This window comes from Polynucleobacter sp. IMCC30063, assembly GCF_021395235.1.
Taxonomy (GTDB): domain Bacteria; phylum Pseudomonadota; class Gammaproteobacteria; order Burkholderiales; family Burkholderiaceae; genus Polynucleobacter.
Genome location: NZ_JAJVCQ010000004.1, coordinates 117,210 through 141,006, shown reverse-complemented (window position 1 = coordinate 141,006; position 23,797 = coordinate 117,210). Strand labels below are relative to the sequence as shown.

Sequence of the window (23,797 nt, the reverse complement as noted above, 5' to 3'; positions counted from 1 at the left end):
TTTTGTAAACGGTCTAATAATGTGTAAAAAAGCGTGTTTTAGCTCTCTAAGTCATTGATTCGCCTGTAATTAATGGAGGCTTTAATAGATTACTTTAAATTAAGGAACTCTTTAATATGAACCGAATTAGCGGCAACTTCCTTGTAACAACCACCCTTAGTGAATCGGTCAAGGGGTTTGTTCCAACTATTTATTTTAAATAGAATTTTCTAGGTCTGGTAGCCCATAAGAGCCAAATGCTAAAGATAGGAAGTACGCTATCGGTATAAAAAATAGCGCCTGCATTACCTGAGGCATAGTTCTGAAATTGCATCATTTGAATAATATGTCCAACAGCAGCGCCCCATAGAAAGACAGCAGACGCAATAACAGCAGCCAAACGCATATTCCAATTGCCCGCAAAAGCCATAAATCCCAGAATTGAAAACCCTAGGCTAGCAAACCCCACTTCGAGTTGAAATGGGCTCGGAGCCCAGCCAATAAATTGGGCAGTCAGCGCCCCAAAAAAAACATGACCGATGAAGCCGTAAGCAAAAGCGGCGCCAATCGAAAAAAATAAATACCACTTAAAAACAACTTCATATACTTGATCTCGGTTGCTTAGCGGCATCTTCTGTAAAGCAATAGATGCGCCCGAGCAGAGTAACCCCAAAACAAAAAAAGTGAGTGTGAAATTAGATAAAACTGCCTGAATTAGGTTTTCCACGCTCAATTTTTTCTTAGCATTTACTCAAATTATTTATGCTCGAAGCTACTGTAATGGGGTAGGATTTGTAAAATAAGCTTTAATTTTCCCCGCTAACCAACCGTTATCATTATTATTTGAAAAGTTTTGAATCACGCTGGTTGTTTGTCCGCCGCCCCACAAAATAGCAAACACATTATTTTGAGCGGCTAGTTTGAGCTTACCGTTATCTTTACTCCAATCATAGTTATTAGACTTAAGCTGATACTGCATTAAATATTGTTGATAAGTAACTTGCGTATTATTTAAACAATTGTATCCAGGGGTAGTTGATAAGGGGGCCAAATTAGGTCCGCAGGGCAACTGATAGTTACCGACCATTGTTCCACTTGGAGTGGCACTTGTGGGCCCAGTCATAATATTACTTAAATCTGACTTTAAATTACTATCGCCAAAGAAATAAACCGGTGCAGTACTGAAGACATATTGTTGTGGCTGTGGAGGTGGGTATGCTATGCAATTAGCTGAGCCCGCAGCACCACAAGGATTTATTACGGGATTACCTACGCCAGCAACAGTTAATTTTTCAGGAGTAGATTCTGTAGTATTAGTAATGTGCGAGCCAGGAATTTGGAAAAGCATAATGGGTATGTTGCTGCAATTTGCATTAATCCCATTACAACCTGTGCTCACTTGACCGACTGCTGTAAGGATGTTATCCCAAGCACGTGCGTTGTCAAGGGTAGCTTGGTACTGAACGCCACCCCAACTACTATCGTCAAGTTCAAAGCGATCAAAGGCGAAAAAATCTACTCCATTAGCACTCATATCCATCGTACTTGGTGCACTATTTTTCAGGAAAGTTATCACTGGGCCAGAGTATGTGCTGGAGACTGTTGCGCCACTGGAAGTTGGGAAATCATTATGTACCCAATAACCAGTATTAACTGCCCACATATTATCTTGCCATCCAACTGTTACTGTGCCTTTAGGTGCAAAACTGCGAATCATATAGTGATTTGCTTGTACCCAGCCATCTAAAGTTGCCGGAAATTTGGTAGTAGGCTTTGCTGAGAGGCATACGTTAAACCATTTCTGAATTTGCGTATCGGCTTGGGGTGCGGTAGGGTTCACCCATTGTGGTATTTGATTTCCAGTAATACTATTCCAATAAGGGTCAACCTGACCCGCCAAACTATATGCTGGATAACCATCATTTAACATTGCGATTGCAATCTGAATTGGGGTGCCGCTATATGCTTTATTAATATATGGCACACCCGTTGTTGGGTTTAATGAGTTGGGATTAAACGTATTGGTATATGTGCCCTGAGTATTTAAAACGCACATGGCTTGGGCTACAGCAGTGTTGACGTCATAGGTAGCCAAAGTACTATTAACTGTATTGACTAAATTATTTTGTTGAATCGCACCCAGCATATCCGGATTCATAATTAAAGTGCCATAATAATTTTTACCTCCATAAACAACAGGGCTAGCAATCATCATCTGTGCATCGGCCCCCAAGCTAATAAAGTGCTTCGCCATAATGTAAGCAGCACTTGTGTCAGAGCTACTTAGGCCTGGGGGGCCATTAGTAAAGTCGGAAAAATTTGTACCGCCACTCATCTGCGCGGTATATTCAACCATCGCAATCCGCGTGGGAAATTGATTAATATTAACTAGGCCAGTGGTAGCTGCCACACCATAGCGATTGGGCGGGATGCCGTTCCAGTCTTGAACCATTTTCCAGTAATTGATTGGGGCAAGAATATCGCCAGGGTTGCCACGTCCATCGTCGCCAGCGTACTCAAATACGACATTGACTGGCTTCCCTCCAAAATCATCCTGTCCGCCAGTGCTAGTTGCAGTTGGAGCAGATTGATTTGGCCCGCCAACAGCCCCCATTGCGATATAACCTAGGCCCCATGGTCCACCTGCAGGGCTACCAATATTATCAATCGCAGCAGTAATCGGTGTAGCAGATGTAGCAGATGCGCTAGTGGCACCTGGTGAATTACTCGATAAACCACCATCACCGCCGCCACAAGATGCTAAGGTAAAAACACTTAAGCATACAACTGAAGATACATAAAGTTTAGATTTCATGGTAGCCATCCTTTAAGGTCAATCAATTTATATAAAAAATATTATAGTTATATCTACTCTTTTCCTTATAGAAAGTACTGTAATTCGGTACTTTTACCATTCTTCTATGGTTTTTTAGGCAAGCTACGGGTATTCCCTTACGATATTTTTGTATGTAACTACAACTTTTAAAATATACTTTTTTTAATGAGATTAGATGCTTTTACCTTCTCATAAGATAATCATTTTTATAAATTTATTGATAATCAATCAGGGGCTCCCATGAAAACCAAACAACTCATCATTGCCACAGCACTAACTAGCGCATGCATCGCTCCTAGTGCTTTTGCCCAATCAGTATTTCAAGGGTTTTATGGGCAAATTGGTATTGGTTATGAGTCCTCTGCGCCAAGTTTTTCAGGCGGTACTGTAACTGGTACCCCTTATACCTATTCAGTCTCTTCTAGTAATCTCAATTACTTTACTGGCACAGTCGCAGCAGGCTATTACTTTCCGATCACAAATGCCTTTCTCTTAGGCATTGGTGCTGAGTACTCTCCAATTGAGAGCCCTTCGACCAATTACACTGTAACTATTCCTAGCGCTAAATACACTGAGCAGCAAGGTGTGAAAAAACAAAATTCTTATAATATTTTTATCTCACCAGCGTGGGCGATTGATAAAGAGAAACTAGCCTACGCCAAAATTGGCTATGCAGGTGCTCAATATAAGGCCGAACAAACTGATAACTTTACTGGCTACTCTTTGGGTCTAGGTTATCGTCAAATTATTATGGGTAATTGGTATGGCTTTGGTGAGGTTAACTACACCAGCTACGGTAACCAAAACTTAGCAAATAATGCGACCGGCACCGTTAGCATTAATGCAATGAATGCCCTAGTTGGGGTTGGTTATAAATTCTAATTCAATAATTTTTATCAAAATCGGCACTATTACCGCTTTTAATCATTTATTGCTTGGGTAAGACTTAATCAGTCTCTTAAACTTAAAAAGTATCCATTAAACGAGATCAATCAAAATGAAAATAAACTCATCAATAAAACACATTTTAATTTGCGCTACCTCAGTCATAGCTTTAGCATCTTGTGGTGGTGGCAATGATGTCGCCTCTGGTGGTGCAGTTACTGGAGTGACTTCAGCTAGTGCGGTTAGTGCAGGTGGGCCTAATGGTGCTACAGCGAATAGCGCTACCTCGAATAGTGCTGTCTCGACTTCGGTAACATCAACTAAAGCGGCAATGGATAGGGTGGGGAATTGTCCGCCTCCCTCGACCACACCAGCTTGCCAAAATCTCAGTTGCCTGCCAACGCCAACACAATTTACGACTAACAGCACGGCTAGTGGAACATTGAGTTATAAGCTACTTTTACCGGCTGGCAGCAATCCCCCAACTACACTCACGTTATCATCCAATTTCACCGATTTATTAACCTCTAATTATGTCGCAGGCGCCTTAATCGGGCGAATGATTTCCGATACGTATCCAGGCGTACAGTTTAATAAAGATTATCTTTATGGAACTTTATTCGCGCAATTATTACAAGAAAGTAATGGTGCCAATAATTATTCTAATGTAGGTCCTAGGCAAAATTGGATCATCCAAGATCCAGCAACACTTGCCCCTTTAATGGCGGCAACGCAAGGTGGACCATACCAAATTAATAGCTATCCACAACGATTAGAATATTACAGTGCGACTGCACCAGCTGGGATGGCGGCACCAATGGGTCTAGGTTTAGCTAATTACACCGCACTCCAGCAAGGTCTTAACTACAGCGTTTACCAACAAGATAACAACTGCCAAGCAGTAAATGTGGCGCCTGACTCACTCGACTCAAAATATTTCGGCCCATTAGCTGCTGCGTATTTCCAGTTCAATGATATCTACCGCTTAACTGAGCTTAATGCTTATAGTAGTACTTCAAACTTTGCCACTTGTTTGAACAATTTGAAATTGCCAAGCTCAGCACAAAGTGGAAATAATATTTTGGATATGATTTTAAATGCAGCCTATAACGCGGGGACTTCGGCTTCAATAACTCAAGATTTTATGGCTATATGTGCTGGAATGTACACAGCAGGAAATCCAGCTACTACACAAGTACAGTCCATGGGTAACTATAGTCTTTCTCCGACAAGTTATATCGCAGCAGCTGGTTTAGGTGTGGGCTCCCCGGCCCCCCTGACACCCGACTATCTCTATCTTTATTACCCCCGCCAAGTACGCTTATATCTTGATGAAATCTATAACCAACAAACTTTTCCTTCAAGCGCATTTACGGGCACTTCTAGTGTTAACTTAAGCGTAAATGATATTGCCAGCGTTTTTGCAAATGTTTTTGGCACCTTATCGTATGTGAATAGCGCTGGTCAATATGGCTACATAGCTACTGCGGATAGCAATCTAGCTTTTACCAAGGCAATAACGGCTAGCAGCTTAACTGCGCAATCTATTTTAAACATCTCGAATGCCACTGATAGAGCTAAATTTTTTACTTTGCTAGATACAGCGATTCAGAATTTACAAAGTAGTTTAATAAATACTAATTTCACTGGTTTTAATGCTATTACCCAAACTACTTTTCTGAGCTCTGCATCCTCAACACCGCAGATTAACCCCGCAATAGCTAAATGAGCTTATCAATCTTGCTAATCCACACACGTTAACTAAAGAATAAATCATGCGGTCTTATTTAAATAATTTAGCATTGGTGTTAGGTTTATTGAGTTTAGTGTCTTGCGGCGGCGGCAATGATGTCGCCTCTGGCGGCGCAGGTACTGGAGTGACTTCAGCAAGTGCGGTTGCTACTAATGCACCTAATGGCGCTGCATCGACTTTGATAACATCAACTAAAGCGGCGATGGATAGTGTGGGCTTTGCTACTGTTCCTGCGGCCTCAATTTTGAAGGTTGCTTATGTTGATGCTACTGCAACCGGCTCATTTTCAGCTATTGAACCCGCAGGACTTGCCGCACCTGATATTGTTATCTATGGTTTTGTAATAACGGGCTTAACCACACCTACTTTAGATACATTACTGACAAATGCAGTAACTAGTGGGGTGAAAAAGCAGGGCGCTGGATCGAAAACTTTTATTAGTATTGGTGGTCAAACTGCAACTTCGTCAACGATCAATACAAGTACTGCTGGGGCGATTATTACTAATGTAACTGCAGGAATTAAGGCCCTGAATGCAACCCTACCCCCAACCAATCAAATTGTTGGGGTTGATTTAGACTTAGAAGGTGGTGGACAGCCGATTGATGCACCAACTATTTCAGCTTTAGCACTGGGCTTTAAGCAGGCTGGGTTCTTAGTTTCAATTGCACCTCAAGCGGTATCTATAGATTCAACCCCCATGTGTCCTGTAACCCCATCACATAGCATGAAGTCATCTTACCCAGCCTTATTAGGAATGGCATCGGGCGGTTGTAATAATCAATATGGGCCTGTTATCGCCAGCGGTAATGTGGACTATATTTTTGTTCAGGCTTACAACACAGGGGGTTGGAGCATGGACGGCTGTGACGAAACTCAAACCTGCCTTGTTGGGGCATTAGCAAACGCGTTTAATACCATAACAAAATCAAGTTGTGCGGGATCTAATGGCACTCCTCTATGCATTCCGAGTACTACTCGATATGCCATTGGCCTGCCTTCAAGCCGAGGTGCAGCGGGTGCGGCTACTATTTGGCAACCCGCAGTAAGTCCTGTGGGGACAAGCACGCCCTCTTATCCTTATCCAACTATATTGAATGCATTGGCTACAGAAATCACAGCTGATATTCCTATTCTTACTAAAACTGGCAAGAATGGAATTATGGTGTGGTCTTTGAATGTTGACTATTCTCCAACTGTCTATAGTGATAAATATGCTTGCAAGGGCGGGTTTAGTTCAGTTATTTTTGGATCATCTTTTGTCATGCAGTGTCCAGTTCCTCCGGGGCCAACCTCCCCATTCACGTTGGTAATAAAAAACGTAGGTACTAAAAATTATGCGGTAGCAAATATCTTCCCTGCGCCTCTAGGATCTGCAAATACTATTGGTGATGGTGTTAACGCAATTGCTCCTGGAGCTTCAGTGACTATCGGCACTACAGCTACCAATAAAATCAATCCGGCTATTCCTGTTAATGCTGACTTAGATAGCTATTTTCAAAGTTTGGCTCAATCCGTCCTAATAAACGCTATTAATATTTCGACTTATGCAAATGCTGCAGATAGAGCTGCAGGGTCAACTCCGATTAATGGTTGGAACGGCACCCCAGCGATTGTTTGGTCTCCACCAGGCGGAGGGTGCGTAAGTAACTTTAATTTTCAAGCCAACACAACATATACATTAACGATTAATGCTGATGCCCCTGGCCCAGGTTATCAATATACTTGCTCAGGAGTAAGTAATTAGTGCCTGATGAATAAACAGCATATTTGGTAGAACAATAAATCCATCTATATCGACACCCACAGGACGCTAAAGAATAATAATTAAACATGTAACTAAAGATACATAAAGTTTAGATTTCAAGGTGGGTGCCTTTCTTTTTATAGAGTTCAACTTTATTTATTTAGTAGTGGGAGTGAGATTGCCTGGCGGCGTCCACTGATAATAATTTATTAGCATTTGTTTCAACTTACCTCCATCTGAGGCAGGCTGATCCTGCAGGTTATAGATCACGTTAGTTGTATTACCACCGCCCCACATAATGGCAAATACATTATTGGAAGCTGCTAAAGCTAACTTTCCATTATTTTGGCTCCAATTATAATTTCCACCAGGGTAGGTAAGAAGGTATTGTTGATAAGTGGTGCCCACCTTACAGTTATAGCTTAATGATCCAGTGCAAGGCATGGGATAAGCTCCCGCGTAAATTGAAGCAAGTGGCTCCTTATTGCCGGCATAAATACCCATAGAAGTTGCAGAGCTACCAGGCGACGCAGCCAAAGTATAGGTAAAAGTATTTGAACCCGTAACGTTAATTGAATTAACGGAGCCGTTATAGGCGAGAGGAACTGCTTGTGCAATCAGGGTCGAAGAGTTATTTGTTAGTTGGTGCGGAGCAGTAGTTGTAACAGTTGCCGTAAGTCCACTTGAGGTAAGACTCTGAATTCCAGGTGGAGTACCAATGATGATATTACTTAAACTAGCATTAGTATTTGTGTCTCCAAAAAAATAAGCGGGTGCGGAGCTAAATACATAAGAGGGTGAAGGAGTACCGCCGGGCCATATTTCAGCATAACCTTGAATTGGCAGTCCCGAACCAGGAATCTGCCAAATCATCACAGGTATATTACTAAAATTCTTACTAACTTGTCCTACGGCTGTTAAATAGTTATCCCAATCGCGCGCATTATATAAAGTGGCTTGAGAATCATCGGGAACCATACTGTCGTCATGCTCGTATCGATCAAATACAAAAAAATCGGGTTTATATAAGCCAGTTGGGCAATTGCCGGTTACAGAAGAATTGGAGCTCGTCCAAATTGCACTCGGCGCATTTGCGCAGAGCCATTGTGAAACGGGGGTTGAATAAACACTGGGGATTGTAGCCCCAGCGGAAGTGGGGTAATCATTATGAACCCACCAGCCAGTATTGACGGCAGACATATTGTCATGCCAACCAAAAGTAACAGTATTTTGACCATTAATTGGCGGAGCAAATGTCCGAATAATCCAATTCTGTGCCTGTATCCACCCATCAAATCCAGCAGGAAAATTCGGACGATTATATTGGGTTTTGTCATATGTTGGATTAGCAGTACAAGCATTAAACCAAGCGCCAACTACCGTTGGAGTTCCCCCATTGATGAGATTATTTGTAGCGGCATTCCAAAATGGCTCTAAGCCACTTGTTGAATTAATGCTGTAAACAGGATAATTAGCTTTTAACATTTGGGTCAAAATCCCCACTACTGAGCCTGAGAAAGAATTAGTAGGTGATGTTAAATATGGTGGGAATGGTGGGCTTAATGCATTTGGATTAAACGTATTAGTGTATGTCCGATTTGTTGGCGTCATTAAACAAAGCGCCCTATCCACTGCTAGATTTACTCTCCCCGCTGGAAGTGCATCATTTACAACCCCAATATAATTATTTTGCTGTATGAACCCAAAAAGATCTGGATTCATAATGATGGAGCCATAGTAATTTTGACTATTCAACGTTATTGGGTTTGCATATAATGCCATCACATCGCCCATTAGAGAGCTAAAGTGACGGGACATAAGATAAGTCTTGTTATCCCATCCAGTGGGAGATAGCGTATCTGTAAAGTCAGTTAAATTTAATCCACCACTCATTTGTGATGTGTACTCCACTAAAACTGGCCGTGCAACTTTACCATTTTGGTAAGAAATACCTGGTATGGCTTTAGTCCCATATGAAGTGAACAAGCTTAGACTTCCATTAAGATCGCTCGACATCATTAGGGCTAAGGTTGGAGGATCGATTACCCCAGGATCGCCATTGCCATTTATTCCGCCGTACTTAAATACCGCATCAATTGGAGTTCCACCAAAATCATCCTGATTTAAAATTCCACCAGCACCTGGAACTGGAGGATTAGTTGGAGGAAATGTATTTGGTCCACCAACAGCTCCCATCGCAAGATAATTAGGCCAGCCAGGAACGGTCGCCGTAATTGGGGTTGGGCCCAAGTTATTTCCAACCTTATCAATCGCAGCAGTAATCGGTGTAGCAGATGTAGCAGATGCGCTAGTGGCACCTGGTGAATTACTCGATAAACCACCATCACCGCCGCCACAAGATGCTAAGGTAAAAACACTTAAGCATACAACTGAAGATACATAAAGTTTAGATTTCATGGTAGCCATCCTTTAAGGTCAATCAATTTATATAAAAAATATTATAGTTATATCTACTCTTTTCCTTATAGAAAGTACTGTAATTCGGTACTTTTACCATTCTTCTATGGTTTTTTAGGCAAGCTACGGGTATTCCCTTACGATATTTTTGTATGTAACTACAACTTTTAAAATATACTTTTTTTAATGAGATTAGATGCTTTTACCTTCTCATAAGATAATCATTTTTATAAATTTATTGATAATCAATCAGGGGCTCCCATGAAAACCAAACAACTCATCATTGCCACAGCACTAACTAGCGCATGCATCGCTCCTAGTGCTTTTGCCCAATCAGTATTTCAAGGGTTTTATGGGCAAATTGGTATTGGTTATGAGTCCTCTGCGCCAAGTTTTTCAGGCGGTACTGTAACTGGTACCCCTTATACCTATTCAGTCTCTTCTAGTAATCTCAATTACTTTACTGGCACAGTCGCAGCAGGCTATTACTTTCCGATCACAAATGCCTTTCTCTTAGGCATTGGTGCTGAGTACTCTCCAATTGAGAGCCCTTCGACCAATTACACTGTAACTATTCCTAGCGCTAAATACACTGAGCAGCAAGGTGTGAAAAAACAAAATTCTTATAATATTTTTATCTCACCAGCGTGGGCGATTGATAAAGAGAAACTAGCCTACGCCAAAATTGGCTATGCAGGTGCTCAATATAAGGCCGAACAAACTGATAACTTTACTGGCTACTCTTTGGGTCTAGGTTATCGTCAAATTATTATGGGTAATTGGTATGGCTTTGGTGAGGTTAACTACACCAGCTACGGTAACCAAAACTTAGCAAATAATGCGACCGGCACCGTTAGCATTAATGCAATGAATGCCCTAGTTGGGGTTGGTTATAAATTCTAATTCAATAATTTTTATCAAAATCGGCACTATTACCGCTTTTAATCATTTATTGCTTGGGTAAGACTTAATCAGTCTCTTAAACTTAAAAAGTATCCATTAAACGAGATCAATCAAAATGAAAATAAACTCATCAATAAAACACATTTTAATTTGCGCTACCTCAGTCATAGCTTTAGCATCTTGTGGTGGTGGCAATGATGTCGCCTCTGGTGGTGCAGTTACTGGAGTGACTTCAGCTAGTGCGGTTAGTGCAGGTGGGCCTAATGGTGCTACAGCGAATAGCGCTACCTCGAATAGTGCTGTCTCGACTTCGGTAACATCAACTAAAGCGGCAATGGATAGGATTGGACAGAATAGTCAGAAGTCGTCAATTTATTTTGATATGACGGCGGTGGGAGATATGAGCAATTTACCAAATGCAATTGGTAGCTCTGGAATGAAAAATTACAATATGGTCATGTTTGGCGCCATGTCTGCAACTGACGTAAATTCTAATGGAGCCATTAACCCAACATATCTTGGGTATATGAAGTCTATTATTTCACTTGAATCTCCAGGAACCCTTAATTTCTATACAGTAGGGGGCGGCACCACATGCAGCTATGGAGATCCGCGTGGTGCCCCCTGCAATGGCACCCTCTTTACAGGAAATGGGACAATTTTTGCAAATGCAGCTATTAAGCAAGTGCAAGCCTACAACACCGCCTTAAATGCTGCTGGATTGCCGCAGCTTGTAGGAATTGATTTGGAATTAGAAAATGGTCATTGCAGTGCTTTTATTTTGGATGCTGCTACAGCAATCAAGAGCGCCAATCTTAAGGTTTCAATAGCACCACAAATAGTTTCCAGTCAAAGCAACCTTGTGTCCACAAGCCCACAAAATAATGTTTGGTATTCCTCGGGCGGTGGCACAGGAACCAATTACAACCCACCTTTCGTAGGGGGATGCCAAGATCCCAGTATGAGCGTTTATTGGGGGAAGGGAGGGAGTCCTGCCAATAATGAATATTATCCAGCTATTGCAGCTGGGAAAGTTGACTACATTCAGACCCAACTATATAACCAATATGGCTACACTATTGATGGTACGAATCCTATGGCATTGGGATCTTTGGCTAAGTTTGCACAAATCTTTTCAATTTTAAGCAGCTCTAGCTGTTCCAATGGAAGTTTTCCTAATTCATCTTGTGTTCCAGATTCAGTTTCCGGGGTACTGCTTGGAGAAGCAGTCAATAATCAGGCAGGTGCTGGCTCAGAATTTACAGTATCCGTACCAGCTGTTCCTTATTTAACAGTCTTAAATAGCTTAACCTCCGATATCGCCAACTCTCTGCCAATTATGAATGGCATGATGATGTGGCAAGCCTCAGCAGATTGGCTTTATTTCAATAATGCAGGCGCAACATCACCTGGGCAGACTTCAAAAGCTTTTGCAAAATCTTTAGGGATAGCCAATTAAGGCGATGATCTATATTTAGATTGTGTATGAAAAAAATAGCATTTTTTAATGCTATTTTTTTCATAAATTAAATGATTCACTCAAAATAAAGCTAAACAAGCAAATTGAATATTGCCAAGAGTATTGATGTGCCAACAAACCTTAAAAAAAATTACCATAAGCATCTCTGCCATAATGACTTTATCCTCCTGTTCCAGAGGCAATGAAGTCGCCTCTGGAACAGGTGTTTATTCGTCATCATTGGTGGGTAATGCAATCTCCTGGCTTAAAACGATTGCTTTGCCGTGAATCTGGATCAACCCTTTCATTTCCAAGCTATGCAATACCTTCCCAACCATTTCTCTAGAAGCGCCCACAACTTCTGCAATATCTTGTCTTGAAGCCTCATCAACATATGCCCGCTTATCGCCCATTGGCTTGGCTGTCATGATTAGAAAATCAGCAACGCGCTGGTAAACACTTAACAAAGCAAGGCTACTGATCTTGTGATCTGCGGCACGAAGATAGTGAACCATGGTATGTAGTAATTCTAAAACCAAATTAGGATTTTTTTTAAGACACTTTTGAAATTCAATTTTACTTAATAATAATATTTCCGTATCTTTGGTTGTCATCACCGAAGCCAAACCCTTGCTATTGTCTAATAACCCCATATGCCCAAAGAAGTCTCCTTTATGTAACTTGGTAATAATAATTTCTTTCTGTTTTTTATCATTCATGAAGACTTTTACTTCACCACTAATAATTGCATAAAGATTATTGGCATGCTCACCAGCAGAAATAATAAGGTATTCTTTTGGAAATTTTTTCCTAGCCGTTGCCCTCGAAAGTAAAGTTAAGCTATCTTCAGATAACAAAGAAAAAAGGGGGATGTTTTGCAGTAGTAAATTTGAAACTGTCGGTGAGAGTGTCATCAGTTAAAGTCTCCGCAAATTACTATAAATTTTAGGCGGCGAAAAGAGTCACCCTTCAATTATTCAGGATAAATTAACTGGCTTTTAGGCGCAATTAATACCCCTTTGGAAATAGTTTAGCAAAAATTTACTTTACTAAAGTGGATCTTAAAATTAATTAAAAAATCAACATAATTCTTAAAATCGGTACTATTACCGCCCAAAATAATTCATTTCTTGATAGGGCTTATAAGGGTCTATTAGACTTGGCTAAGCGGGCGAATCCTTGCGCCTAATTAAATCAAGAAGAATGCGATGCTTACTTATTTAAAAAAATTATTGTCGATAGTGTATTTGCTACCACTTTTATGGCTCATCTCCTGTGGGGGCGGGTCATCTAATGAACCTACTGTAGCGCAAAACCGCGCTTTACAACTATCGGCCAATGGCCTGACAAATTCAACATGCGATGGAATTGCTACTTGGGATACCAATAAAGTTTATGCAACCCCTGGCATGCTGGTAGTACAAAATGGGAGTGAATATAAAAATAATTGGTGGACCCAAGGAAATAATCCAGAAACGAATAGCGGGGGTGCTGGGAGTGGTCAGCCATGGACATTAATAAGCAATTGTGGAGTTGCTCCAACCCCGATAGCTGAACCAATACCCTTAGTCAATCCACCGACTGCGGTGCCACCCGCCCCATCTAATATTACCAATGCTACAAATGGTTTACCATCTCCCATTCAATTTACGCCATTAAGTACTGCTAGTGGGGTGATTAATTATCACTTGAATTTGCCCTATGGCTCTGGAAATATTGAAAAATTAACCTTGACTTCAAATTACACGGATTTATTGATTTCAAATTATGTCGCCGGAGCCCTGCTTGGACGAATGATGCGCGAAAAATATCCGAACTTACAGTTTAATAAAGATTATATTTATGGCAGTTTGTTTGGTCAATTATTGCAAGAAAATATTGATACAGCAGGTTATATTAATTCGACCAATTGGATCAATGCAAATGATGCGCAACGGGCAAGCTTATTAGCGATTGGCCAAGGTGGGCCATATCAAATTAATGACTACTCAAAACGCCTTGAAGATTCAAGCGGTATTGGTTTGGTTAATTTTGTGGCACTCCAAAAAGGCCTTGGGTATACCGTGGAACAACAAGATAACGGTAGTCAAACTTTAAGTAAGGGGCCAGATTCCCTTGATCAAAAATACTTTGGCCCATTAGCCGCCGCATATTTCCATTTTAATGATATGAATCGTTTGGCAATGAATAATGCGCAAACTTGGGGTCCCCAATCTCAATATTATGCCAAATGTATGAGTAATTTATCGCTACCTAGCTCGGCTCAAGCTGTAAATAATATTTATGATTTAATTTTGAACGCGGCCTATAACGCGGGTACGTATTCCGCAATCATTAAAGATTATTTCAGAGTCTGCGCGGGGATGTACACAACAAACCCAGAAATGGCGCAATTGAAATCAATAGGTGACTACAGCTTGTCTGACACCGCTTATATAGCAGCCATTGGCTCAACAGAATCTGCTGGTTCAACCTTTATTTTATATCCCCGCCAAATTCGTTTATACCTTGATCAAATTTATAACCAAAAAACATTTAATTCTGGCGCAATTCTTGCTACAAATAGTGTGCAATTAAATGCTCAAGATATTGCGACTATTTTTAGTAACGTATTTGGAACGATGGCATACCTTAACAGTTCCAACCAATATAGCTATATAGCGCCCGCAGATAGTAATAAAGCTTTTACTGTAGCCTTAACAGCCACTGGTTTGAGCTCGACTACTATTTTAAATATTTCTACTACTGCTGGCAGAACGCAATTCTTTAATTTATTAGATGCTGCGATTAATAATTTAGCTGCTAACTTAAACATTAGCTTTAGTGCCGTTACTCAAACCACCATTGGTGGTGCTACGACATCACCATTGTCAAGCCCAACATCAAGTATTAGTAATAACTGTCCAAGTGGTTCACAGGTATATCCAGCTGGACGTGGTAGCTATTTAAGTGGAACCATCGTAAAAGCTAGCGATGGTTTTTTATACAAGTGCAATGCCGGTGTTGCAGCTTGGTGCAATAGCAGTGCGGAATGGGCTTATGCGCCAGCTACTGGTAGTGCAACTAGCTCTGCATGGACCGTACAAAGTTGTAGCTAGTCAATTATTTAGCGCTCAACCACTCCCAAGCGCCACAAATTAGTGATCTCAGCAGAGCGCGCAGCATGTAGCGGATCTGTTGCGTCACTTATCTTGGGATGACGTGGCTTGATGGATTCTTTTCCCAGAACCACTAAGCCTGCATTTTCAATCCACGTCATTAACTCTGCCTGCGAGCGTAAACCTAAGTGTTCAGCTATATCGGAAAGAATCAACCACCCTTCGCCATTTGTTTCTAAATGCGCAGCTAAGCCATTGATAAACCCGCGTAACATTTGACTATCGGGATCGTAAATAGCGCGCTCTAATGCAGAACTCGGGCGTGCTGGAATCCACGGCGGATTACAAACGATGAGGGCTGCTTTACTTGGCGGAAATAAATCGTACTCAGCTACGGTCACCTGCTCGCTTAAGCCCAACTGTAAGAGATTTTCTTGTGCGCAGATTAAGGCACGCGCATCAATCTCAGTGGCAATAATTTTTTCAATGCCACGCTTTGCCAAAATGGCAGCGAGCACGCCCGTTCCTGTACCAATATCGAATGCTGTGGAATTCAAGCTAAGCGCTTTTGGTAGCACAGCATTTGCCACCAACTCAAGATATTCACCGCGAATCGGGGAAAAAACACCGTAATGGGGATAAATACGTTGCGTGCCATTGGCGTCTAAAGCCTTAATTACTACCCCTTTTTTACGCCATTCATGGGCACCTACTAAACCCAATAATTCGCGTAAGGAAATGAGGTAAGACGCATTGATTTCCCCGAAAGCCTCAAAGCAAGCTTCTGCAACTAATGGTGCTCGGCGTAATGCAATCTGGTGATTTGGGTCTACGCGAATTATGATCTGACCTAAAGTTCTCGCACGCTGTGATTGCGCTAGGCGATGCAGATTAAATACATCATTTGTTATTGCAACTGGCAATTTGTCATGCAGCTTCTCCTGCACATTCTTTTTGGAAACACGTTTTTTCTTCCGTGGGCGATCAATGCGCCGCGCAATTGCTTGTAAAAGTTGCCGGGCATTTTGAAAGTCGCCCCGCCATAATAATGCAGTCCCCTCACAAGCTAGCCGATACGCATCGTCTGCGGGGATTGTATCGTCTGCCAGCACCATTTTTTTAGGGGGCAGCAGTCGATTTTCTGAATGCCAAAGTGCCGAGTGGCTTTGATCGCCCTCAAGCCAAGTAACGGTAGACTTATCAGGCAATGGGTTCAAACAACGGTACTTTCTGACCTTCTTGGGTTTCTTGCATCACCACCTTAACCGGTTGACCAATATAAATTGCATCAAAATCACAATTGGTAATATGCGTTAGCATTTTGATGCCCTCTTCTAAGGTCACATAAGCCATGGCAAATGGTACCTCTACGCCACGGCGCATAACGGTAAACGAATAAATTTCGCCTTTACCACTCGACTCAACCCAACGGGTTTGATCGCTGCCACAATGCGGGCAAATCGTTCGGGGATAAAAATGGGGTTCATTGCAAGTTGAGCACATTTTTAATAACAAACGCCCCTCTTGAGCCGCCTCCCAAAACGGCTTATTTTCGGCATTAATCACTGGGCTTGGCAAGGGCACATTCAAAATATTGCTCATGACACTCTGCCCATAATTAAGGTGGCTGCACCGTGGCGCGTTCCCAGAGCGCCGCCAATGCCAGAGGCTAAAGCAAATTCCAGATTCGGAATTTGCACTGCCGGATGGGCTTCACCGCGCAATTGGCGCACTGCCTCAATGATCTTCGTCATACCGCCTCGATTGGCTGGATGGTTGTTGCATAAGCCACCACCATCAGTATTAAAAGCTAGCGAACCTTTACCAGCGATTAACTGGCCGTGCTCGACAAAACGACCACCTTCGCCTTTTTTACAAAAACCCAAATCTTCTAACTGAATTAATACGGTGATAGTAAAACTATCGTAAATCGAGGCATACCGAATTTGCTTTGGCGTTATACCGGCTTCTGCAAACGCGCGAGGGCCAGTCCAAGCTACACCAGAATAGGTTAAATCGACCTTGCCACCCATTTGTCCTTTAGCCGATTCAGCAGCACCCAGCATTTGTACTACTGGGCGCTTTAATGACTTAGCGATATCGGGATGCACCACAATTACTGCGCCGCCGCTATCGGTTACCACACAACAATCGGCTCGGTGCAAGGGATCAGCAATCATTGGCGAGCTTAAAACATCTTCTACCGTTAGCACTTCCCGCAGTAAAGCATGGGGATTATGTTGCGCATGCGCTGAGGCGGCTACTTTAATCCACGCCAGCTGTTCGCTGGTAGTGCCAAATTCGAACATATGGCGCATGGCACACATCGCATACGTATTTAATGGCGCTGGTGAGTAGGGTTTTTCAAAAGCAAAGTCGGGCGCAGATGCATGTTGACTGCGCACCTGTGTACCGCTCGAACCCTCTGATTTAGGCCGGCCTGCTAAGGTAATCAAAGCAACCTTACACTGCCCTTGGGCGATTGCGCGAGCAGCATGATTTATATGCGCTAAATAAGAAGCGCCACCAATATCGCTTGAATCAAGATAGTTAACCTTTTTTAAGCCCAAATAATCGACCATCGACACTGGGCCCATTCCTGGAGCATCGCCAGCACAAAAGTAGCCATCAACATCATTTAAGCTTAAGCCTGCATCTAATAGCGCACCTCGAGCTACCTCAGCATGCAATTGCGCCACCGTATGATTAGGCGCTACCCGTAGTGGGTGTTCATAAATACCTACAATGCAGGCGTTTGATTTAGATGACATTCGTAATTCCTAGCGGACCAGCGCAATTATTCAATGGTAATTTTCGATTGCACTATTAACTTGCGCCAGCGCTCAACTTCACTGGAAATAAAGCGGGTAAATTGTTCTGGAGTGCCTGGCATTGGATCAGCTCCTTGCGCAATTAATTTATCTTTAAATTTAGGATCAGCCAAAATCAGTTGTAGTTCTTTATTTAAACGATTCCGAATCTCTACTGGTAAGCCCGCTGGACCCACTAAGCCATACCATGTGCCCATGTCATACCCAGGTACACCTGCTTCTGCAATGGTGGGTATATTGGGGGCTGCAGGGGAGCGCTTGGCGGTAGTAACACCCAAAGCCCGTAAATTTCCAGCCTTCACTTGCGGTAATGCACTGGGTAAATTCGGGAAAGCCATATCTACTTGCCCCGAAATAATATCGGCCATTGCACTACCAGTTCCTTTGTAGGGAATATGGACTAAATCAATATTGGCCATTTTCATGAAAAGTTCAGCCGATAAATGGACTGAGGTGCCATTACCGCTAGAAGCAAAAGTGAGTTTGCCTGGGCTTGCTTTAGCTACGGTAATGAGCTCGCCCACTGTCTTATAGGGCGAACTCATCGGCACCACGAACATATTAGGCGCCGAAAAAACGCTACCAATTGCCGTAAAGTCTTTAATCGGATCGTAATTGAGATTCTTATACAGCGAAGCATTGACTGCTTGGCCAATCGAAGGAAAATATAAAACATAGCCATCAGGCGCTGAACGCGCGACTAATTCTGCAGCGATATTGCCATTGGCCCCTGCACGGTTTTCAACAATGACTGATTGACCTAGGCGTAACGATAAATTTTCTGCTAACGAGCGCCCTACCGTATCCGCTGCTCCGCCAGGAGAAAACCCGACAATCAAGCGTATGGTTTTCGATGGATAGGTCGAGTTATCGGTCGCCGCGAATACCGCAGTACCGCATAAGACCAGTAAAGTAGCCAGTCCCGAAGTAAATAGGGATATAAAACGATATTCTTGTCTCATGATGTAATCTGCCGCGCTCTTCTGATCTGCATCAACTTAACTGCTTTTGCCATTGCGTAGCTCAACTCCACTGAGTTCACGCAACTGCTCAAAGCTTAAACCGTCCACCCAATCGAGTGCAACAAGCCCACTTGGGGTAACTAAAATTGTTGCTAAATCGGTATAAATACAATCAACCACGGCTAGCCCTGTAATGGGGTAGGTACAAGTATTAACAATCTTAGATACACCTGATTTAGTCAGATGTTCCATCATCACAAATAATTTTTTTGCCCCTAAAGCTAAATCCATCGCTCCACCTACTGCTGGAATGGCCTTGGGATCGCCAGTACGCCAATTAGCTAAGTCACCTGCTACTGAAACCTGAAAGCCGCCTAAAACACAAATATCAATGTGCCCTCCGCGAATCATGGCGAATGAATCAGCATGATGAAACAATGATGCGCCAGGCAGCATCGTGACAGGTTGTTTACCCGCATTAACAATTTCTTCGTCTATTTGTTCGCCTACAGCTAAAGGCCCCATACCCAGCAAACCATTTTCGCTATGCAAAATAATTTCGCGATCAGGCGGTAAATAATTGGAAATAGTCATTGGCTGACCAATCCCTAAATTCACCGTTGCGCCATCGGGTATGTCTGCGACGATGCGTTTAGCAATCTCTGCAGTACTACGCTTTTTAAGCTGACTTAGATCCATGCTAAGCCCCGCCTTGAATTTATTTTGAGAGTCATTTTTTCTCCCGTTCACCGATACAGACCACGCGCTTCACAAAAATCCCGGGGGTAATAATCGTCTCGGGATTTAATTCTCCTAATTCCACCAGCCGATTTACCTGAGCAATCGTGCACGTTGCGGCAGTAGCCATGACAGGCCCAAAATTACGGCCTGTACCGTGATACGTTAAATTGCCCCAACGATCACCTAGATCAGCTTTAATTAATGCGAAATCGGCTTGAATCGCCATTTCTAAAATTTGTTGAACACCATTGATCTCCTTAATCTCTTTGCCAACTGCTAGTTCAGTGCCATAAGCAGTAGGGGTGAAAAAAGCGCCTATACCTGCACCGCCAGCACGTATACGCTCGGCTAAAGTGCCTTGTGGCACTAATTCCAATTCAATTTTTCCAGCACGAAATAAATCATCAAAAGCCCCAGATTCAGGTTGACGTGGAAATGAACAGATCATTTTGCGTACCCGTCCATTAGCAATTAATTTAGCAATCCCCAAACCCGCATTACCAGCATTGTTACTCACAATGGTTAAGTCTTTAGCGCCCTGTTCGAGGAGGGCATCTAAAAGCTGAAATGGTAGGCCTGCGCCTCCAAATCCTGACACCAGAATGGTGGCGCCATCCAAAATATTTCTCACTGCTTCGGCTGTATTGGCGACGATTTTTTGGATCACTACTGCCCTCCCTTTTGCTTCATGCGCATAGCTTAACCTCTTTTTTTCTTATCCGAATAATCCCACAATTATGTAGTTGATAATTGTTCTCATTTAGAATTTCTCCTCACCCACTCAGTTCATCAACGTATTCACCAAGGAGAAATAATGGCAGTAAGAAAACAATCATTCCCGCTAGGCCTAAAACAATACCTCTGTGCTGGCCTAATTTCAGTCAGTAGTTTAGCAAGTGCGGGTGAAGGCCTATTTGGGTGGATTTATACCCTTGATTTACAACCCAAAGGTAGCCTCGAGTTTGAGCAACGCTTGCAATTAACAACTGGTCAAGCGAACGGGAAATACGATTTTTGGTATTCGCGTTCTGAGCTGGAATACGGCCTAACTGATGATATTCAAGTGGCGGCTTATCTCAATGCCTATTCAGTTGATGCCTCGCAAAATTACCTTAATCCTGAGGTTTGTGGTGATGCCGTCTCTTGTACTTCTGGGTACGGGGTTCCAGATAGTGCCAATGAATTTGATGGCTACGGTAAAACTGGCTTAGATGGCGGCTCATTAGAAGGTATTTGGCGGATTACCAACCCTGTTACTCAACCTATTGGCGTGGGAATTTATTTAGAACCTACTTTAGGAAAACTGAAAAATGCATTTGAGTCGCGCCTTCTAGTGCAAGCTAACTTTATTGATGATCGTTTAATTTTGGCCGGCAACCTCGTCTTAGAAAATGAGCAGTTGAAATCGACTGGCGAAACCATTCCTGAATCGTTAATTGATGTTTTACTCGGGGCAAGCTACCGATTTGCGCCTAAATGGTCAGCTGGTATTGAGTATCGATATCACACCGATTACAACAGCTATTTCTGGCAAAACCAAGTGCAAACCGCTAACTTCATTGGGCCCAATTTGCACTATGCGGATAAAAATTGGTGGGCCACCCTTGCTTGGCGTTACCAAATAGATGGGCAATGCATGGGTGAAGGTACGGCAGAGTGCTCTGGAGGCAATGTCTGGGATAGCCATGGCACGAATGAAATTATTGCCAAAATTGGTTTTCCATTTAGCTAAGAAATCGCAACATGCTTTGGAAACCTAGTTCAATTATGTTTTTGACGGGGGCTAGCGTTATTAGTGGGGCTAGCCTCGCCCACGCCAAGATTTATATCTCGGCCGAACAAGCGCAAAAAATCATCTTTCCTAGTAAGAAATTTACTTTGCAGCCGATGATTATTCATTCTTCACTTCAAGCCAGCATGAAAAAAATATCTGGGGTGCACTACCCCTTTCGCGGTGAGCACATTTGGCATGATCAAGCAGGTAACTATCTTATAGTCGATGAAGTCGTTGGCAAACATGAAATGATTAGCTATGCCGTTGGTATAAGCTCTACAGGACGCATTCAGGGGGTTGAAATTTTAGAGTACCGAGAATCATATGGCTATGAAGTAGCTGAGCAGCAATGGCGCCAACAATTTGTAGGTAAAACAGCGCAAGACCCGCTTAAACTCAATCGCGATATCCAAAATATTTCAGGGGCTACTCTTTCTAGTAAGCACATTACTGATGGTGTAAAGCGGGTGATGCATTTCTATGAAATAGCGCTTAAGGTTGCCAACTAAATGAACCAAACTGATTGGCGAAGTTTAAAGCGCTGTAAACCCTTATTAGGCACCTATGTGGATATATCTGCGCATACCTACACAGGACATTCGATTGCATATCGCGATCTTAAATACTGCATCGAAAAAGCTTTTACTACTATTAGCGAGATCCAGAGCAGACTAAATTTTTATGCAGACGACAGTGAGCTTTCACATTTCAATCGCTTAGTACATTTAAGGCCACTAAGCATCTCGACTGAATTAAAGACAATCTTATTAATTGCCCAACAGATCTTTGTGCACTCTGCTGGTTTATTTAACTGCGGAATTGGTCAGCGCACCATTAAATTAAAAAAAGCGCGGGCAGCCTTTGGTGATCTGGCTGATCTGGAATTTCTTCCCAATGGCCTAGTTTATGCAAAACGACCTTTATGCTTAAATCTAGGTGGTATTGCAAAAGGGTATGCGGTCGACTGTGCGGTCGAAAATTTACTGCAACAAGGGGTTGCTGCAGGTTGTGTAAATGCTGGAGGAGACCTCAGAGTATTTGGCGCAAGTGGACAAAAAATTTATATTCGCCTGCCGCATCAATGGCAAAGTTTGATCGAGTTAGGTGAATTACAAAATGGTGCAGTTGCTAGTTCAGCTAATTATTTTTATCGCCACGATCAAGCACAAACAGAACGTCAAGGCATTGTTCACCCTACAGCAGGGTTACGAAGTGACTCACCCCATTCCTATTCAGTTATAGCGCCGCAGTGTGTACATGCCGATGCCTTAACTAAGGTATTGATACTTTCAAATGATGTAAGGCATCCCTGCTTTGAGCGATTTAGCGCTAAACCTGTGATTTTTTACCATGAATAAAGTTGCTCCAAAAATGAAGTCGCCCAGTCAGTCTTTAACAAAATCTACTCTTAAGGTGATGCCAAACTGGCAGAGGCACTTAAGTTATCCTAGTTTTTGTATTTGCATGGGGAGCGGTCTTCTCTATCTGCTTATTCAAGAATGGGCTACTGAACTTAGCTTTGTGGCTAATCGATGGGTACTTATTTTGCATGGGGTATCGGCAATGGCAGTCACGATTATTTTTGGTGCCGCTCTGCCCCTACATATTCGGCTTGGCCTGCATTTGAATAAAAATATTCTCAGTGGACTTGGTTTCACTACAGTCCTGATGGTGCTAATGATCTCTGGTCAATTACTCTATTACGGCAGTGGCGATACTCGCGAATGGGTCATTACTGCACATTGGCTTATTGGAGTGTTAAGCATATTAATTGCTTACTGCCATATTGTGAAGCGCTCAGGGAGCAAATGTAGTGTCGCGCTTAAGCGGGGGGATGATCTTCAGGGTTAATATCAAGCGCGATGAGAAAACGTGAAACCATATTGTAGGCGGCGATCACGCTTACCAATTCCACCACTGCCGTATTGCCTAAGGCTTTTTGTAAATGGTTGATAACGGTTTTATCCACCACTACATCACGCGTCATTTGTAAAGTGAGCTTCACAGTATCAAGTTCTACTGCATTAAAACGCTCTTGTGGAAAGCTACTCTCGCCAATGTGACGTAGGGCCTCTACTTGCTCTTCGGTGCCGCCGGCTTTACGAAATGGCGGAGCATGATGAAAAAACTCATACTCCGCACCATTTAACACGGCCACACCACACATTGCTAATTCACGTAGCTTTGGATCCAGCGATAAATTTTCCCGAATTTCACCAATAAATGCGTTCCAGCCCCGTGCCACAGGAATGCTATGCAAAAGCATGCGGTCTAAATTAATCAATTGTCCGCCACGACGTTTACGAATTGCGGCCACTAATTCAGCCGGTTCTGCGATATCAAGTGGTTGATAGTCAATGGCGCGATTGGTCATCAGTTAGCTTTCTGGAGAAATAAGGTGACTAAATGAA

22 protein-coding genes are annotated in these 23,797 nt (G+C 42.6%); 10 read left to right on the top strand and 12 right to left on the bottom strand.

The window, feature by feature from the left end; translation table 11 throughout:
- Positions 1–190: 190 nt before the first annotated feature.
- Both LZG75_RS08870 and LZG75_RS08865 read right to left on the bottom strand, forming a co-directional pair.
- Positions 191–706, bottom strand: coding sequence for a DUF6790 family protein (locus LZG75_RS08870; RefSeq protein ID WP_233937278.1), 516 nt, complete (start codon positions 704–706; stop codon positions 191–193).
- A gap of 45 nt (positions 707–751) precedes the next feature.
- Positions 752–2,794: a hypothetical protein gene (locus LZG75_RS08865; RefSeq protein WP_233937277.1), complete on the bottom strand. Its 2,043-nt coding sequence runs from the start codon at positions 2,792–2,794 to the stop codon at positions 752–754.
- Between the two features lie 261 nt (positions 2,795–3,055).
- Here LZG75_RS08865 and LZG75_RS08860 point away from each other — a divergent pair, with 261 nt between their 5' ends.
- Complete coding sequence (locus LZG75_RS08860; RefSeq protein ID WP_233937272.1) at positions 3,056–3,697, top strand: outer membrane protein; 642 nt, start codon at positions 3,056–3,058, stop codon at positions 3,695–3,697.
- Positions 3,698–3,793: 96 nt separating this feature from the next.
- Here LZG75_RS08860 and LZG75_RS08855 read toward each other — a convergent pair whose 3' ends face one another.
- Positions 3,794–4,129, bottom strand: a complete 336-nt coding sequence (locus tag LZG75_RS08855; RefSeq protein ID WP_233937276.1) for a hypothetical protein — start codon at positions 4,127–4,129, stop codon at positions 3,794–3,796.
- A gap of 130 nt (positions 4,130–4,259) precedes the next feature.
- On the opposite strand from LZG75_RS08855, the gene LZG75_RS08850 reads away from it, so the two are divergent.
- Together LZG75_RS08850 and LZG75_RS08845 are read left to right on the top strand one after the other, a co-directional pair.
- Positions 4,260–5,429 (top strand): hypothetical protein, encoded by a 1,170-nt coding sequence (locus tag LZG75_RS08850; RefSeq protein ID WP_233937275.1) that lies wholly within the window; start codon positions 4,260–4,262, stop codon positions 5,427–5,429.
- Positions 5,430–5,475: 46 nt separating this feature from the next.
- Positions 5,476–7,200, top strand: coding sequence for a glycosyl hydrolase family 18 protein (locus tag LZG75_RS08845; RefSeq protein ID WP_233937274.1), 1,725 nt, complete (start codon positions 5,476–5,478; stop codon positions 7,198–7,200).
- A 156-nt stretch (positions 7,201–7,356) separates the two neighbouring features.
- On the opposite strand, the gene LZG75_RS08840 is transcribed toward LZG75_RS08845, so the two are convergent.
- A complete protein-coding gene (locus LZG75_RS08840) occupies positions 7,357–9,618 on the bottom strand; it encodes a hypothetical protein (RefSeq protein WP_233937273.1) in 2,262 nt (753 codons plus the stop codon).
- Between the two features lie 261 nt (positions 9,619–9,879).
- Between LZG75_RS08840 and LZG75_RS08835 the strand changes: the two genes are divergently transcribed.
- Complete coding sequence (locus LZG75_RS08835; RefSeq protein ID WP_233937272.1) at positions 9,880–10,521, top strand: outer membrane protein; 642 nt, start codon at positions 9,880–9,882, stop codon at positions 10,519–10,521.
- 115 nt (positions 10,522–10,636) lie between these two features.
- Positions 10,637–11,980 carry a hypothetical protein gene (locus LZG75_RS08830; protein ID WP_233937271.1) on the top strand — a complete coding sequence of 448 codons (1,344 nt, stop codon included), beginning with the start codon at positions 10,637–10,639 and terminating at the stop codon, positions 11,978–11,980.
- A 227-nt stretch (positions 11,981–12,207) separates the two neighbouring features.
- On the opposite strand, the gene LZG75_RS08825 is transcribed toward LZG75_RS08830, so the two are convergent.
- Positions 12,208–12,894, bottom strand: coding sequence for a Crp/Fnr family transcriptional regulator (locus tag LZG75_RS08825; protein ID WP_233937270.1), 687 nt, complete (start codon positions 12,892–12,894; stop codon positions 12,208–12,210).
- A 294-nt stretch (positions 12,895–13,188) separates the two neighbouring features.
- On the opposite strand from LZG75_RS08825, the gene LZG75_RS08820 reads away from it, so the two are divergent.
- Positions 13,189–15,078, top strand: a complete 1,890-nt coding sequence (locus LZG75_RS08820) for a hypothetical protein (RefSeq protein WP_233937269.1) — start codon at positions 13,189–13,191, stop codon at positions 15,076–15,078.
- Between the two features lie 8 nt (positions 15,079–15,086).
- On the opposite strand, the gene LZG75_RS08815 is transcribed toward LZG75_RS08820, so the two are convergent.
- Genes LZG75_RS08815 through LZG75_RS08790 form a run of 6 tightly spaced genes read right to left on the bottom strand, consistent with a single transcriptional unit; the run spans position 15,087 to position 20,279 of the window.
- The gene (locus LZG75_RS08815) at positions 15,087–16,286 is read right to left on the bottom strand and encodes a class I SAM-dependent methyltransferase (RefSeq protein WP_233937384.1); all 1,200 of its coding nucleotides are present in this window, start codon (positions 16,284–16,286) and stop codon (positions 15,087–15,089) included.
- On the bottom strand, positions 16,279–16,680 hold the full coding sequence (locus LZG75_RS08810; RefSeq protein WP_233924160.1) for a Zn-ribbon domain-containing OB-fold protein: 402 nt from the start codon (positions 16,678–16,680) through the stop codon (positions 16,279–16,281). Before LZG75_RS08810 ends, LZG75_RS08815 begins: the two co-directional genes overlap by 8 nt.
- On the bottom strand, positions 16,677–17,849 hold the full coding sequence (locus LZG75_RS08805) for a thiolase domain-containing protein (protein ID WP_233937268.1): 1,173 nt from the start codon (positions 17,847–17,849) through the stop codon (positions 16,677–16,679). The genes LZG75_RS08810 and LZG75_RS08805 overlap by 4 nt, the downstream gene beginning before the upstream one ends.
- A 26-nt stretch (positions 17,850–17,875) precedes the next feature.
- Positions 17,876–18,871: a tripartite tricarboxylate transporter substrate binding protein gene (locus LZG75_RS08800; protein ID WP_233937267.1), complete on the bottom strand. Its 996-nt coding sequence runs from the start codon at positions 18,869–18,871 to the stop codon at positions 17,876–17,878.
- 36 nt (positions 18,872–18,907) lie between these two features.
- Positions 18,908–19,570: a 3-oxoacid CoA-transferase subunit B gene (locus LZG75_RS08795; RefSeq protein WP_233924157.1), complete on the bottom strand. Its 663-nt coding sequence runs from the start codon at positions 19,568–19,570 to the stop codon at positions 18,908–18,910.
- A 31-nt stretch (positions 19,571–19,601) separates the two neighbouring features.
- Entirely contained in the window at positions 19,602–20,279 is a 678-nt protein-coding gene (locus LZG75_RS08790; RefSeq protein ID WP_233924156.1) for a 3-oxoacid CoA-transferase subunit A, read from the bottom strand.
- A 147-nt stretch (positions 20,280–20,426) separates the two neighbouring features.
- On the opposite strand from LZG75_RS08790, the gene LZG75_RS08785 reads away from it, so the two are divergent.
- The 4 genes from LZG75_RS08785 to LZG75_RS08770 are packed head-to-tail and all read left to right on the top strand — an operon-like array spanning position 20,427 to position 23,237.
- Positions 20,427–21,344: a DUF6662 family protein gene (locus LZG75_RS08785; protein ID WP_233924155.1), complete on the top strand. Its 918-nt coding sequence runs from the start codon at positions 20,427–20,429 to the stop codon at positions 21,342–21,344.
- Between the two features lie 11 nt (positions 21,345–21,355).
- Positions 21,356–21,895 carry an FMN-binding protein gene (locus LZG75_RS08780; RefSeq protein WP_233937266.1) on the top strand — a complete coding sequence of 180 codons (540 nt, stop codon included), beginning with the start codon at positions 21,356–21,358 and terminating at the stop codon, positions 21,893–21,895.
- Positions 21,896–22,744, top strand: coding sequence for an FAD:protein FMN transferase (locus tag LZG75_RS08775; protein ID WP_233937265.1), 849 nt, complete (start codon positions 21,896–21,898; stop codon positions 22,742–22,744).
- Positions 22,737–23,237: a hypothetical protein gene (locus tag LZG75_RS08770; RefSeq protein WP_233937264.1), complete on the top strand. Its 501-nt coding sequence runs from the start codon at positions 22,737–22,739 to the stop codon at positions 23,235–23,237. The genes LZG75_RS08775 and LZG75_RS08770 overlap by 8 nt, the downstream gene beginning before the upstream one ends.
- Here the strand turns inward: LZG75_RS08770 and LZG75_RS08765 are convergent.
- Complete coding sequence (locus tag LZG75_RS08765) at positions 23,209–23,760, bottom strand: carboxymuconolactone decarboxylase family protein (protein ID WP_233924151.1); 552 nt, start codon at positions 23,758–23,760, stop codon at positions 23,209–23,211. The two genes, LZG75_RS08770 and LZG75_RS08765, sit on opposite strands and share 29 nt — an antisense overlap.
- Positions 23,761–23,797 lie beyond the last annotated feature (37 nt).